Raw genomic sequence first — 14,323 nt, 5'->3', positions numbered from 1 at the left:
GCTGTCCCGCCAGCGATCAAGACCACCCTTCCCGCTAGCCTCATATCCCCGAGCCATCCACCAACGGCACATCTTCCCCTTCCCAGGGGCTAGGCATCGATCCCTTGCTCAGATTGGCCGACGGCAGCGGCATCCAGCACTTCAGTTCGGGTTCGGCATATTCGACGATGCGTCCTGGCGACGAATCGGAAGCGCGCCAGCCTTCGCTGCCGAACTGGTCGGCGCGGGCCCAGTAAGCCATGTCGACCTCGGCCGGACCCTGTTCGGACGGCCGAACCGTGACAAGGATTCTGCTGCCGTCCCTTGGCGCGCTCGACATGTGGCGCCACTGACCGGGCTCGTCCATTGCATTCCTCCTGCGATCTTCGCCTCGAACGGATAGTCGCTTCGAGCTCGGAAGCGGTCAACCCGAACTTTTTTGCCTGAGGCAAAACCCTGCCCCGTCGTCGCGGAACAAGTCATGGCACGCCGGGTTTGGGCAAGTTGTTGAAGGAAGCAAAAATGAGACCAGCGCCCCGACCGATCCTTACCATTGGTGCATGGCAGGCCGCGTCTTTCGTTCGCAACCCGGTCCGGTCGCAATGAGGCAGGCCGGTTCTGACCATTCCCACCCACCCAAGGAGGGCAAAGGCGGCATAGGACGAGCGCTCGGCCTCGGCCTGATAACCGGGGCAGCCGACGACGATTGTTCTGCGATAGGCACCTATGCGAGCGCCGGCGCCCGCTTCGGACCCGACCTGCTTTGGACGGCTCCGGTGACGTTGCCGATGATGTATGTGGTCGTCTACCTGTCATCGAAGCTTGGCCAGGTATCCGGGCGCGGATTGTTCCACGTCATCAAGGACTTCTATCCGCGGTGGCTGCTCTGGTCGGTGCTGTTGGGTGTTCTCGTCGGCAACACCATCGAGGCAGCGGCGGATCTTGGTGGAATGGCGGCCGCAATCAACATGTTCGTGCCACTTCCCATCCCGCTGATCGTGCTGTTCGTCGCCGCCATCATCTTCGCCCTCCAGGTCTTCGGCTCCTATACTTTGATCCGCAACATCTTTCGGTGGCTGGCGTTGGCACTGCTCGCCTATGTCGGTGCCGCCATTCTGGCCAAGCCGGACGCCGCGGCCGTACTGCGCGGAACGCTGCTTCCGCGGATCGAATTCAACCGTGAGTTCCTGTCGATCCTGGTCGCCATTATCGGCACGACGCTGTCCGCCTATCTCTACACGTGGCAGTCCAATGAGGAGGTCGAGGAGGAGATTGCCCAGGGGCGAACGACGCTCGGGCAAAGGAAGGGCGCTACCGACAGCGAACTCCGTCGCTCTCGCCGGGACATCCTCATCGGCATGATGTTTTCAAATCTCATCATGTATTTCATCATTCTGTCGACGGGTGCTACGCTCTACAAGACGGGCCACCACGATATCGACACGGCTGCGCAAGCGGCGGAGGCGCTGCGCCCGCTAGCCGGGCAGGCCGCAAGCGTCCTGTTCGCCGCAGGCGTGATCGGCGTCGGTTTCCTAGCGGTTCCTGTCATGACTACCGGCGCTGCCTATGACGTGGCACAAGCCATCGGCTGGAAAAACAGCCTGCACGCCCGGGCTCGAGAGGCGCCCAAATTTTATCTCGCCATCGGATTTTTTACGGTGATCGCCGCCGGCCTCAACTTCCTCGGCTTCAATCCGATGAAGGCGCTGGTCTGGTCCGGCATAGTTCAGGGCTTCTCGACGCCGCCCTTGCTGCTGCTCATCATGCTGATGACGAACAGCCGCAGGATCATGGGCAACCAGGTGAACAGCCGCAGCACCAACATACTCGGTTGGGCAACGACCGCCGCCATCTTCTCGGCGACGATCGGCCTGGTGGCAACCTGGTTCATGTGATCAGGCAGGACAAAAGGACGCCGCCGGTTGAGTTAACCCGTCCCGCTTGCGGATTGTCCCAGCTTTGCCGGTCCTGGAAATTCCACTACGTCGCCCATCGGCCGTTTGTATTGCACTGCGACAATCGCATCGATCAGATGATCCACAGCCGCACGAGCCGTGCGGCTCGTCTCGTCCTCGCCGCTCAAATAATGGCTGGCTCGTTCAAGATGGAGGTGTGCGGCGGCAAAGTCGCTTGTCATCGGCTTCTCCCTGTTGCCCGCCGGCCGGCAAGATGACCGCCTCGATTTACCCAAAAGCAAATATCCACAGCCGGATTTGAATCAAATTGACCTGATTCACCGCAGCCCGAAGGACAAGGTGCTGGCAGGCCTGTGCGCCGCTGGTTGATGCGCTGCGCCGGCGCAGTACGCCGCATTGAATGAACCAACTACGGGCGGTGTTCCGCAAACTCCGTTCGCTCAATGCGCTACCTTTGAAATTTTCTCGCTCTTTTAATTCTATAAACTCTCTAGACTTAACGTAGATCATTTGGACAGGGAGCCAGGAATGTCGAAAAAGCTCGTGGTAGGGCTGTCGGGCAATTTGACCCGGCCGTCGAAGACCAAGGCGTTCATCAGCCACATTGTCGGGCAGGCCGCAGAAAGCATCAGTGCGGCCTCCGCCGTCTTCGACATCGAGGATCTCGGCGCGTCCCTGCCGCAGGCAAGGCGCCTCGGCGACCTCGACCCGGCGGCGCGCAACATCGTCGAACGGCTGCTGGGCGCCGACATCCTGGTGGCCGGCTCGCCGACCTTCAAAGGGAGCTATACCGGGCTTTTCAAGCACTTCTTCGACCTGCTCGACCCGTCATCGCTGAGGGGCAAGCCGGTCATCCTTGCCGCGACCGGCGGCGGCGAACGCCATTCGCTGATCGTCGAGCACCAGTTGCGGCCATTGTTCGGCTTCTTCGAGGCGCTGACCGTGCCGACCGCGATCTACGCCTCCGAGAAGGATTTTGCCAATGGCGTGCTGGTGTCGGAAGCCATCCACGCCCGCGCCCGGCAAGCGGTTGCCGAGGCATGCCGGGTGACCGGGGTGCCCTACGGCGTCGGCCTTGCCGCCTGAACGCACCACTGACCCGAGATTCGCCCCCCGATCCACCCAGGAGCACGCCGCGATGACCAGATCCACCAAATCCAGGCAAATCAAACTTGGCGCTTTCCTGCCCGGCGGCGGACAGCATATCGCCGCCTGGCGTCACCCCGAGGCGCCGGCCGATGGCGCCACCAGTTTCGAGTTCCACAAGCAGCTCGCCCTGACCGCCGAGCGCGGCCTGTTCGATGCCTATTTCCTCGCCGACAATCTGACGGTCGGCCTCGGCGCCCGCGAAGGCGGCAACGCCAAGATCGCCGGCTTCGAGCCGGTGACGCTGTTTGCAGCGCTGGCGCCGCTCACCACGCATCTCGGCTTCATCGCCACCGCCTCGACCACCTATGAGGAGCCCTACACGCTCGCCCGCAAATTCGCCTCGCTCGATCATCTGTCGAATGGCCGCGCCGGCTGGAACGTCGTCACTTCGGCCGGCGACGAAACCGCGCGCAACTTCAATCGCGATACGCAGCCTGCCCACGCCGAGCGCTATGCCCGCGCGCATGAGCATGTCGAAACGGTCAAGGCGCTGTGGGACAGCTGGGAGGACGACGCCTTCATCCGCGACAAGAAATCGGGGCGCTTCTACGACAAGGACAAGCTCCACGACATCGACCACAAGGGCGCGCATTTCAGCGTCAAGGGTCCGCTCAATGTGCCGCGCCCGGTGCAGGGGCACCCGGTCGTGGTGCAGGCGGGACAATCCGAAGACGGTCGCAAGCTCGCCGCCGCCTCGGCGGAAGTCATCTTCACCGCCCATCAGAACCTGGCGTCGGCGCAGGAATTCTATCGCGACATCAAAGCCCGCGTGACAGCGGTTGGCCGCGATCCCGAGCAGGTGCTGATCATGCCGGGTGTAGCGCCCTTCGTCGGCCGCACCGAAGAAGAAGCGCGCGCCAAATACCAGCAGCTGAACGATCTCATCCTGCCCGAAGACGGCGTCGCCCTGCTCAACGGGCTGGCCGGCCAGACGCTCGACATCAGGGGCTATCCGCTCGACGGCCCGCTGCCGCCAAGCAAGGAAACCGAAGGCATGAAGAGCCGCCAGGCGCTGATCCGCCAGATTGCCGACGAGCACAACTTCACCATCCGCCAGCTCTATCAATGGGTGGCGACGGCCCGCGGCCATTACACCGTCATCGGCAGCGCCACGCAGGTCGCCGACCAGCTGGAGGAATGGTTCGGCAACGAAGCCGCCGACGGCTTCAACATCCTGCCGCCCTGGCTGCCCGGCGGGCTCGACGACTTCGTCGAGCTGGTGATCCCCGAACTGCAGCGCCGCGGCCTGTTCCGCACCGCCTATGAAGGCAGGACCCTGCGCGAGAACCTCGGCCTCAGGCGGCCGGAAAACCCGTGGACCGCCGCGCGCTCGGCCGTGCTGGCCGCCGAATAATTCCACGAAGCCCACTACCCTCGAAGCGAGAGGCACGACGATGACCTTGCAGCACATCGGACAGGCCGCCAGCCTCGGCACGCGTGACAGCACGACAAGCCTCGGCACGGATTTCCTGCGCCTCGGCGGCCGGGCGGGAATTCGCTTCCTGTCGCGCTACGGCGTCCTCATCGCTTTCCTCGCACTGTGGCAAGTGTCGAGCAGCGCCGGCTGGGTCAACACGGCCGTGCTGCCGCCGATCGACATGATTGTCGCGGCACTTTGGAAGGGGCTGGCCGGCGGCACTCTACTCGGCGACATCGCCATCAGCCTGCAGCGCGCCGGTCTCGCCTTCGCGGCCGCCGTGCTGGTCGCGATCCCGCTTGGCCTGTTCATGGGTCAGGTGCGCACGGTCGAAACCGCGCTCGATCCCATCCTGCAGGTTTTCCGCCAGACCTCGGCGCTGGCGCTCTATCCGGTGTTCATCCTGCTGCTTGGGCTCGGCGAAGCCTCCAAGGTGTTCGTCATCTTCTGGGCAACGCTGTTTCCGCTGCTGCTCAACACCATCGGCGGCGTCAAGCAAGTCGATCCGAAACTGCTGGAGATGGCGCGCGTCTATGGCGCCAGGCAGCTCACCGTCTTCCGCCGTGTCGTGCTGCCCGGCGCTGTACCGTCGATCTTCGTTGGGCTGAGGCTCAGCGCCACCACGGCGCTGCTGTTGTTGATCGCGTCCGAAATGATCGGCGCCAACAAGGGCATCGGCTTCCAGGTGATGAACGCGCAATACAACTTCCAGATCCCGCTGATGTTTGCGGCAATCGTCATCCTCGCCAGCCTCGGCCTGATCGCCAACCAGGCACTGATGAGCCTGCAGCGGTGGCTCTGCCGCTGGAGCAATGCCGTCGACTGACCACCGCCTTTATCAATCTCAACCAGGCCAGAACTCAAATCAGGAAAGACCCGGACCATGAAAATCTCCCGCCGTTCCCTGCTTGCCGGCGCGCCCTTCGCCGCCGGCCTTCTCGCCGCCGGCCTGCCGCGCTTCGCCTTTGCCGAAGCCGCACCCGTCAATTTCCGCTCCCTCGCCAGCCGCGGCAGCATCTCTCCGCATGAGCTGGCCGGCGAGCTCGGCTATTTCAAAGGCCTCGGTATCGAGATCGAGAATGTCGGCTATTCCGGCGGCGGCCCGGAATCGTTGTTTGCGCTCGCCTCTGGCAGCGTCGATATCGGCTCGGCCGCAACCGCCGCCGTGATCAATTCGATCTCCGGCGGCAACGACTTCGTCGCCGTCTATCCGAGCAACGGCATCAACAGCAAGGTGCGCAGCGTCTTCTACGTGCTGGACGACAGCCCGATCAAATCGATCGCCGACATTGCCGGCAAGACCATCGCCGTCAACACGCTCGGCGCCCATCTCGACTACACCGTGCGCGAGGCGCTGCACAGCGTCGGCCTGTCTCCGGACGCCGCCAATCTCGTTGTCGTACCCGGACCGCAGCTCGAGCAGACCTTGCGCTCCCGCCAGGTCGACATCGCGGCGCTCGGCTACTGGCAGGCGACGTTTGCCGGGGCGCTGGTCGACAATGGCGGCGTGCGCGGCGTGTTCAACGACACCGACGTGCTGGGCGAGCTGGCCGGCGGCTTCGTCGTGCTCAGGCGCGACTTCATCGCCGCGCATCCGGACGCCGCCCGCAACTTCGTTGAGCAATCGGCGCGCGCCTCCGACTGGTCGCTGCAGAACCCCGACGAAGCGCGCAAGGTGCTGGCAAACATCCTCGACAAGCGCGGCGAGAACGGCGAGCTGGCGCGCTACTGGACCGGCTTCGGGCTGCGCCAGGGGGCCAAGGCGACGGACCGCGACATCGACTTCTGGGTCAGCGTGCTCGAGCGCGACGGCCGCCTGCCAAAGGGTAAGCTGAAGGCAGCAGATATCCTCTACCGGCCCGGCGAAACCAAGACCAACTGAGAAGGCCAACCGGCAAGGCAATCAGCTGGGAGATGAGCGCGATGAGCGGCACAAGCGGCGGTGAGGTCAGCATACGCGACCTGTCCAAATCGTTCAGCATCGGCGGGCGTTCGCTTGCGGTGCTGAGGACCCTCAATCTCGACATCCGCTCGGGTGAATGCCTGGTCATCGTCGGCGCCAGCGGATCGGGCAAGACCACGCTGCTGCGCATCCTGGCCGGACTGGAGGCGGCCGACAGCGGCGGCGTCGCCATTGACGGCAAGCCGGTGCACGGCGTCGGCGCCGAGCGCGCGGTGATTTTCCAGGAGCCGCGCCTGCTGCCCTGGCTGACGGTGCTCGGCAACGTCGCCTTCGGCCTCGAAGTGCGCGGCGTGCCGAAGGCCGAGGCCGAGGAACGGGCGCGCTTCTATATCGCGCTCGTCGGCCTCGCCGAATTCGGCGATGCGTTTCCAAGGCAGCTGTCGGGCGGCATGGCGCAGCGCGTCGGCATTGCCCGCGCCCTGACCGTGCAGCCCGAGATCCTGCTGCTTGACGAGCCGCTGGGCGCGCTCGACGCGATGACCAAGATCGGCATGCAGGAGGAACTGGCGCGCATCTGGAGCGAGGAGAACGTCACCATGGTGATGGTGACGCACGACCTCGAGGAAGCGCTCTACCTCGCCGACAGGGTGCTGATCCTGCCCAAGGAGAAAGGCGGCGCGGCGCGGCTGATCGACATCGACCTGCCCCGCCCGCGCGAGCGCAGCGAAAGCCGCTTCGTACGCTACCGCGAAGAACTACTGCGCGAATTCGGGCTGCACTGAAAGCCGCCTAAGAGGGCTTGGATCCCGCGTCCCGCGAAGCGGGGAGAGGTGTCTCGGCGAAGCCGAGACGGAGATGGGCCTTCCTTCGAGTGCCCTGCACTACGCTCTTTCCTGGAACCGGATTCCCCGCCCCGGCATTTCCTTAACCGGGAGGCAAAGGAGCGCGGCATGAAAGCTTTGTTCGCAATCTTTGGCGGCTTCGTGCTGACGCTCGCCGTATTCGCCAGCGGTCTCGCCTTCGCCACCTGGCTATTGATAGCCAAGCCGGTACCGCCGGCCGCCCCGGTCTCCAGCGTCGCCGAACTGTGGGCCAAGGATCCGCGCCCGGTAAACCCGGCCTCGCAGCGCCTCGAGCGCCTCCCGGCCCGCCCGGTTCCCGTTCGCACCTCGGAAGTTGATCGCACCGCGAGACCCGCCGATACGGCCGCAGCTTCGACACCCGACACCACCGGCTCTATCAAACCGGCGGTGGAAGAGCGGCAGACGCTACCCGTCGCCCATGTCGAATGGTGCGCAAGCCGCTACCGCTCCTACAGGCCCGACGACAACCGTTACACCTCCTACAGCGGGCAACAGCGCCCCTGCATCTCGCCCTATCTCGACATCACCGATGACGGCAGCTACGTCGAGGCGACCGATACATCGTCAGTGGAGGGCTACCCGCGGCCGGACGAAACCGGCGACGCCGAGCTCTCATCCGATCACGTGCAATACTGCTTCAGCCGCTACCGGTCATATCGACCGGAAGACAACACCTACCAGCCATATTCCGGCGGGCCGCGCCGGCAGTGCGAGTAGCGCGGGCCGCGGTGGCTGGCGGCCGCAGTGCATGGCGCCTTGTGCGACCCCACCCAACGATCACGCAGATTTCTTGGATCGTTCGGGTTGGCACGGCGTTCATCCGATACCCAAAGGAGAAATCAACATGGGCGACGACCGGGAAGACAAGATTCGTGAGCGCGCATACCAGATCTGGGAACGTGAAGGCGGGATCCATGGCGATCCCGAGCGGCACTGGCACCGGGCCGGGGCCGAGATCGACAGGGAGGCAGCCCTGCCGCTGACGGCAGGCGATGCCCTGCCGGAAACCCGCGAGGTCGCGAGCTCCGACGTCTTGACGGTTGAGGCCCTGGCGGTGCGCACCGGCATATCGGGCGAACAGGCGCAGGAGCTGATCGACAGGCTGGGAAACGACCGGGCGGCGATCGAGCAAGCCGCGCGCAACCTCGAGGGGAAGCGCCGGCCCTAGCCAAGGAGACACAGATGATCAGAAAACTCAAAGACGGAAAATACCGCCTCTATTCGCGCAAGAAGGACGAAAAGACCGGCAAGCGCCGTAATCTCGGCACCTTCGATACCCGCGAGGCCGCCGAGAAGCACGAACGCGAGGTGCAGTATTTCAAGAGGCATTGAGGGGGCGTTGGTGGCCGGTGCCCGCCAGCCAGTCGCGCGGCATGCCCGGCGGAACCTGAATTCCAGCCCGCAACAAGCCGCCGCGAAGCCACTCCTACAGGCCAAGCGACGACCACTACACTTCCTACAGCGGAGAGCTGCGCCCCTGCATCTCGCCCCATCTCAATGCCGGCGCTGCCGACCGCGCCGTGCAACTCCCCGCCGATGGCGGCGACTACGTCGAGGCGAACGACGCGGGGTCGATGGATGGCTAGGTTCCGTCGCAAGACGCCGGCGCCGCCTGGCTTCCGCCCGACCACGTGCAATATTGCTTCAGCCGCTACCGCTCCTACCGGCCGGAAGACAACAACTGCCGGCCTTACTCCGGCGGCCCGCGCCGGCAGTGCGAGTAGGCAGGGCTGAGCGGCGCCTTGTGCGCGCGTGCCGGGCATCTGCAATCCCATCTATGTGCTCGACCTCCCGGACGGCGGAGAGAAAATGCCGCGGGGCCACCTGTGTTGAGGCGCGGGAGGGCAGCACCTGGCGGAGTCGTGGGCAGGATGGTGGGGTGAGGGCGCACGGGAGATTTCGAAATAATCCCCACTATTCTGGAAACAATGTAGTATTGTCGCTTGACGCGTGGGCTGGGATTCGTCGTTGTCGAGTAATGGGCAATAGTGTGCTTATGCGCTTTGTTGGGGGGAAGTCATGGGGAAAGCTGCGATAAAGGCTCGTCCGACTGCGGACATTGCAAGTGACGCTTTAGGTTCGGAAGAGCTTGCCAGACAGTATGCATCTCAAGAACTCGTCTTTGGGATAGTCGGGCACGTCGGCTCCGGTACAAGTACCATTGCGGAAACGCTTAAAAGCGTTCTGCTGGGCCAAGATCGCAATGGGAAGAAGTATCAATGCGAAATTGTAAAGGCCAGAAAAGTCATCGAGAGCTGGGCGGACAGCCAAGGCGAATCATATCCTGGATCTGGCCACTTCACCATTGCCGAAGTCGAACGATTTCAAGACCTCGGCGACAAGATGCGGGAAACGAAACGAGACCACGCTGCGGTAGCACGGGGAGCGATCGTAGAGATCAGAACGCGTCGAGCTGAATTCCAAGGCGTCACTCCTATCGACAATGAACCGGTCATTCCCGACGGAAATCCCAGAGCGTTCATCGTAGACTCGATCCGGCATCCTGCTGAAGTTAATTTGCTTCGCCATCTCTATGGTGATGGCTTTGTGCTGGTGGGGGTTGTCTGTGAGCAAACAGTGAGGAAGGAACGGCTAAGCCAGAAGTATCGTGACGCTGGCCTCGATGCAGCGGAGGCATTTATGGATCGCGATGCCAACGCCGGACAGAAACATGGGCAACGTGTGTCCGACGCATTCCATCTCTCTGATTACTTTCTGGACAACACCGCAGCCCGATATCTCGACAAAGACCACCGGAAGGCTAATCCGCATTGGGATATCGTGGCTGGTCTAACGCGCCTAATTAAGCTCGTCAGCCATGATGAAATCGAGCGACCTAAAATCGATGAAACCGCCATGTTCGAGGCATCTGGTGCTGCGATGCGAAGCGCTTGCCTTTCTCGGCAAGTGGGTGCGGCTTTGCTTGACGCAAAAGGCAACGTGGTCGCAACTGGATCAAATGAGGTCCCAAAGGCTGGCGGAGGTGTTTACGGCGAAAATTTTGGCAACGAATCGGTTGATGACCGATGCTTCATGGGAAATAAATATTGCAGTAATACTCGTGAGCAGCAGGCGATAGCGGGGGCAATATTTGAAGACATTGCTAAAGAAATGAAGAATGAAAGCGACAAAGCTTCGGTGGTCCAGAGGTTGCGCTCCGGTCGGATAGGCGAGTTGCTCGAATTTAGTCGGGCGGTACACGCCGAAATGGATGCACTGCTGGCAGCGGGCAGAAAAGGAGCGAGCACAGTCGGTTGCCGCCTGTTCGTTACAACATTCCCTTGCCACTATTGCGCTCGGCACATTGTATCTGCAGGCGTTGACGAGGTTCAGTTCATTGAGCCCTATCCGAAGAGCAAGGCATTCAGTCTCCACAGCGATTCGATTCAAAATGACAATGCTGATGGGAAGTGGGAGCCGCCAAGCGAGGGCGGTGGCAAAGTGCTCTTTCGACCCTTCACAGGCGTAGCCCCGCGGATGTATCGGCGAGCCTTTCAGAAGGACCGAGAACTCAAGGACAAGTTTACAGGATCAATGCAAATTTCACCGCCCGAATGGGGATCACCCTATGACATCTCCAAATCCAGTTATGCCGAGTTTGAGGTAACGCTTACGAAGGGCTTTTAGATTGACCGCAGAGCGAAGAGAGCTACCGTACCTGCGGCTCGTCGAGCCGACGGATCGGCCGGCGCCGCAATCTCGAACGCCGAGTTGGGACGGAACGGGCAGCCAACATTCCCTATTCTCCGATGCGGACGGACAAACGCTCGGCTTCATTGAAGTTTCCGAGATGGAGCCATCGACTCTTCTGAATCTGCTTCACGAGGCTAGGCCGAGATACATTTTTGATCTCCGGCAGGTGCCCGATTTTACCAAAGGAAAGCTGTCTAGGAGGGCGGTTTTTTCACTGTTTGAGAATCTGGGCATTACGTACTTCGACGTTGCCGGATACCTTGGCGCGAAGTCACCGCGCGATACGGCCTTCAATCCTCGCCTCCTCATACCAAACATCATGGAGAATCTTGTTGTGAGGCCGACTAGTTTGAGTGGCCCCGCTCTCTTTTTCCTCGATCCCGAACACATGACGGAGCCTTTTATCGAAGCAGTGGCGATCGAGTTGCCGGCGCAAGATTCTCGAGGCTGGCGAATTGCCATCTGGCAAATATCAAAGGAGGTTTTGCACAGTGAACATAAGCGGGACATCGTATTTATTAGTCACGCCAATCCACAAGACAACGATATAGCTCGATGGTTCGCCAGCAGACTTGTCCTGCTGGGTTACAAGGTTTGGACTGACATAACTCGGTTGGTGGGCGGCGAGCTTTTCTGGGACACGATTGAGGACATTATTCGACATCGGGCAGCTAGGGTCGTCGTCCTTCTTTCCGAGAAGGGTCACCAGAAGCCCGGTGTCCTCGACGAAATTAATATCGCGGTTTCGGTGGAGAGACGCATGAAGTTGGATGGCTTTGTCATCCCCGTGCGCATTGATGACCTGCCCTTTGGCGACATTCGGGCAAACATCGCTCGAAAGAACATTATCGATGGAAGTGGAGACCTCAACGTTGCCCTCCGGGATATCTTTGCGGCTCTCGAGGCAGCAGACGTGCCAAGAAGCCTTGCAAGTGTACCCAGCGACTTGGGACGTCTGACTGAAACATTCGGGGAGCGTGGTCAGAGTCCCAATCCAGCCCAATGGGACAGGCTGATACACAACCAAATTCGAATTTCGGCGTGGCCTAAGGCCCTCAGAAAATATAACGCCCCGCGCTTGGGCTCATCAACTCAAGGGCCAGAGTTCGTCGCTTTGGCCTCCGGGCCTGGGGGGGCATTCTCATTCGCGACCCTGCACGAAATCGAAGAGGCAACGAAGCTGCGTGGTTCAATTTCACGCTCTGGCGAGATAGTGACGTCAGCAGTTCTTGCAAGGGAAATCGGCCAGATCTTACGAGACAATCCTCACGATCTGTCCCGTGCCCTAACGTCACTCACTCGCTCTGCCTGGGACGAGGCATGTCGGCGGAAGGGCCTCTTGCCCTACGTTCTCGCCAACAACAACCTTTGTTGGTTTCCTAGCAATGGCTTCAACCCAAACAACCGTGTCTCACTCCGTGACGCGAACAGCAAGACTAGGCAGCGTAGTTTAGTGGGATCGAGCAAAAAAAAGAAAGTCTATTGGCACTTCGGGATAGAGGCGAAAGTCGTTATTGGAGATCACTCGCTCCGTTTGAAGCCGCACGTTATCTTTACCGAGGACGGCGTGCGGCCCATTGATTCTATTAGTAAACAGCACTCGCTTCGCCGAAGCTTCTGCAGAAATTGGTGGAATGACCGTTGGCGCGATCTTCTGATGGCTATTTTGCATTTCCTTGCGGACGGGAACGAAACTTGGGATCTTCCTGTCTCTCCGTCAGAACGCATAGTCGTCACTGGCAAGCTGACATCTACTGACGTTGGTTTGTCATCTATGATTGGTCTGATCGACGAGCCGCCGATTGACGTCGGCTTCGACCAAAAGGTGCTCGATCCTCGCAAGGGGCTAGCGCTATTTGGTCCAGTAAAGTTTGACCGGAATCCTAAGGAAATTCGGATCGGCGTGGTCGGGACTAGCGAGGGCCTTGATCTCTTTCGGCAATGGTGTGCGAAGTTCAAGAAACCCGTACAGCTAAGAGCGGAGCAACTCGCAAAGGGAGAAGTCGCGTTCCCGGGATTTGGAGCCGCTTTTGCAGCCCAATGGCCACCATCGGCCGCGATCGCTTTAGCAATTTCTCGCAACGACTTGTTGAACACCATCCGAATCAGGGATCGTCATCAGGCCGTGTACAAGGCCGTGGATATCTTCGTTACCGGAATCGAGAAGGCAACGCGCGAGGACGATCCTCTCGTCGACATATGGTTCGTGGTTATCCCAGACGAGGTCTATCTATATGGTCGACCAAATGCGCATGTTCCGAGTGCAATTTCTATCGCCCCCGTATCGGCAGTTAACAAGAAAGTCGCGCGCCGGTTTAGCAGCGTTGCACCATCATTGTTCGATGAGGACAATCAGGCTGCGAAGATTTATGAGCATCACGCCGATTTCCATCATCAACTAAAATCGCGACTTCTTAAAAGCGGATCTGTCACTCAGATATTTCGAGAGTCGTCGATCCAACAGTCATTGAATCCGATCGATGGCGTACCAGAGGAAGACGACGAAGACGTGGATCAGAAGTCAAATACGGCTTCACTCACAAGGCGGATGCAGTCCCCATCGGACGTCGCTTGGAACATTGGAACAGCGAGCTTCTTTAAGGCTGGCGGGAGGCCTTGGCGGGTTGCAACCGCTAGGCCTGGCGTTTGCTACGTCGGACTGATCTTCAAACACGATGAACTCGGGGATAAACGGCATGCGTGTTGCGGTGCTCAGCTATTTTTGGATTCTGGGGAAGGCATAGTTTTCAAAGGAACACCAGGACCTTGGTACTCTCCGGATACGAAACAGTTTCACCTAACCTCGTTTGCGGCCGAAACGCTCATGTCGAAGGTGATTGAGGCGTTCAAGTCGATCCACAGTATCGTTCCCAGAGAGATTTTTGTTCACGGGCGGACCCGCTTTTCCGACCAAGAGCTGAACGGCTTTGCAGATGCATGTGCAGGAAAGTCGGAGATTACCGGGGTCCGAATAACTCGAACAAACGATTACAAGCTCTTTGGAAGCGGGGACCTACCGGTTCGGCGTGGAACGTATCAAAAACTTACTAACAGGGTTGGTTTGATATGGACCTCTGGCTTCGTCAATGCTTTGAACACATATCAGGGAAGGGAGACACCCAATCCGTTAAGGGTGGAACTATGCGGACAATCGAAAGTCCCCTTGGATACGGTTCTTCGCGATATAATGACCCTAACGAAAATGAACTTTAACACCGCGGTTTTTGCGGATGGATATCCGGTCACGATGCGCTTTGCCGACGCTATTGGTGATGTCCTCATGGCGACGGGCGACCGGGAGGTTCCTCCGCTTCCGTTTAGGCACTACATCTAGCAATAGAATTGGGTGTCCAAGTGCCTGCACATTGAGGTTAAAACAGCCTTGTTGCCTGAACCAACAGGC

General features: G+C 60.3%; 14 protein-coding genes. 12 read left to right on the top strand and 2 right to left on the bottom strand.

The window, feature by feature from the left end; translation table 11 throughout:
• Positions 1-40 precede the first annotated feature (40 nt).
• The gene (locus NKH98_RS19635; protein ID WP_023677305.1) at positions 41-346 is read right to left on the bottom strand and encodes a hypothetical protein; all 306 of its coding nucleotides are present in this window, start codon (positions 344-346) and stop codon (positions 41-43) included.
• A gap of 235 nt (positions 347-581) precedes the next feature.
• Here NKH98_RS19635 and NKH98_RS19630 point away from each other — a divergent pair, with 235 nt between their 5' ends.
• The gene (locus tag NKH98_RS19630) at positions 582-1,874 is read left to right on the top strand and encodes an Nramp family divalent metal transporter (protein ID WP_352799225.1); all 1,293 of its coding nucleotides are present in this window, start codon (positions 582-584) and stop codon (positions 1,872-1,874) included.
• A 32-nt stretch (positions 1,875-1,906) separates the two neighbouring features.
• Here NKH98_RS19630 and NKH98_RS19625 read toward each other — a convergent pair whose 3' ends face one another.
• Positions 1,907-2,116, bottom strand: a complete 210-nt coding sequence (locus tag NKH98_RS19625; RefSeq protein WP_254819408.1) for a hypothetical protein — start codon at positions 2,114-2,116, stop codon at positions 1,907-1,909.
• Between the two features lie 307 nt (positions 2,117-2,423).
• On the opposite strand from NKH98_RS19625, the gene msuE reads away from it, so the two are divergent.
• From msuE to NKH98_RS19570, 11 genes are all read left to right on the top strand, one after another.
• Positions 2,424-2,981, top strand: a complete 558-nt coding sequence (gene msuE / locus NKH98_RS19620) for an FMN reductase (RefSeq protein WP_352799224.1) — start codon at positions 2,424-2,426, stop codon at positions 2,979-2,981.
• 52 nt (positions 2,982-3,033) lie between these two features.
• Entirely contained in the window at positions 3,034-4,398 is a 1,365-nt protein-coding gene (locus NKH98_RS19615) for an LLM class flavin-dependent oxidoreductase (RefSeq protein ID WP_352799222.1), read from the top strand.
• 40 nt (positions 4,399-4,438) lie between these two features.
• Positions 4,439-5,287, top strand: a complete 849-nt coding sequence (locus NKH98_RS19610) for an ABC transporter permease (protein ID WP_352900771.1) — start codon at positions 4,439-4,441, stop codon at positions 5,285-5,287.
• 57 nt (positions 5,288-5,344) lie between these two features.
• A complete protein-coding gene (locus NKH98_RS19605) occupies positions 5,345-6,343 on the top strand; it encodes an ABC transporter substrate-binding protein (RefSeq protein ID WP_352900768.1) in 999 nt (332 codons plus the stop codon).
• A 32-nt stretch (positions 6,344-6,375) separates the two neighbouring features.
• Positions 6,376-7,146 (top strand): ABC transporter ATP-binding protein, encoded by a 771-nt coding sequence (locus NKH98_RS19600; RefSeq protein WP_502894281.1) that lies wholly within the window; start codon positions 6,376-6,378, stop codon positions 7,144-7,146.
• Positions 7,147-7,314: 168 nt separating this feature from the next.
• Complete coding sequence (locus tag NKH98_RS19595) at positions 7,315-7,944, top strand: BA14K family protein (RefSeq protein ID WP_352900764.1); 630 nt, start codon at positions 7,315-7,317, stop codon at positions 7,942-7,944.
• A 127-nt stretch (positions 7,945-8,071) separates the two neighbouring features.
• Positions 8,072-8,395, top strand: a complete 324-nt coding sequence (locus NKH98_RS19590; protein ID WP_352900761.1) for a DUF2934 domain-containing protein — start codon at positions 8,072-8,074, stop codon at positions 8,393-8,395.
• A 14-nt stretch (positions 8,396-8,409) separates the two neighbouring features.
• Complete coding sequence (locus tag NKH98_RS19585) at positions 8,410-8,559, top strand: hypothetical protein (protein ID WP_023677295.1); 150 nt, start codon at positions 8,410-8,412, stop codon at positions 8,557-8,559.
• A gap of 299 nt (positions 8,560-8,858) precedes the next feature.
• Positions 8,859-8,951, top strand: a complete 93-nt coding sequence (locus NKH98_RS19580) for a BA14K family protein (RefSeq protein ID WP_352900759.1) — start codon at positions 8,859-8,861, stop codon at positions 8,949-8,951.
• Between the two features lie 295 nt (positions 8,952-9,246).
• Positions 9,247-10,854, top strand: coding sequence for an anti-phage dCTP deaminase (locus NKH98_RS19575; RefSeq protein ID WP_352900757.1), 1,608 nt, complete (start codon positions 9,247-9,249; stop codon positions 10,852-10,854).
• A gap of 232 nt (positions 10,855-11,086) precedes the next feature.
• A complete protein-coding gene (locus tag NKH98_RS19570) occupies positions 11,087-14,254 on the top strand; it encodes a TIR domain-containing protein (protein ID WP_352900754.1) in 3,168 nt (1,055 codons plus the stop codon).
• The last annotated feature ends 69 nt before the right edge of the window (positions 14,255-14,323 follow it).

This window comes from Mesorhizobium sp. M0833 (genome assembly GCF_040319905.1).
Taxonomy (GTDB): domain Bacteria; phylum Pseudomonadota; class Alphaproteobacteria; order Rhizobiales; family Rhizobiaceae; genus Mesorhizobium.
Note: the sequence above shows the minus strand (reverse complement) of the source record. Positions and strands in the feature narration are given on the sequence as shown.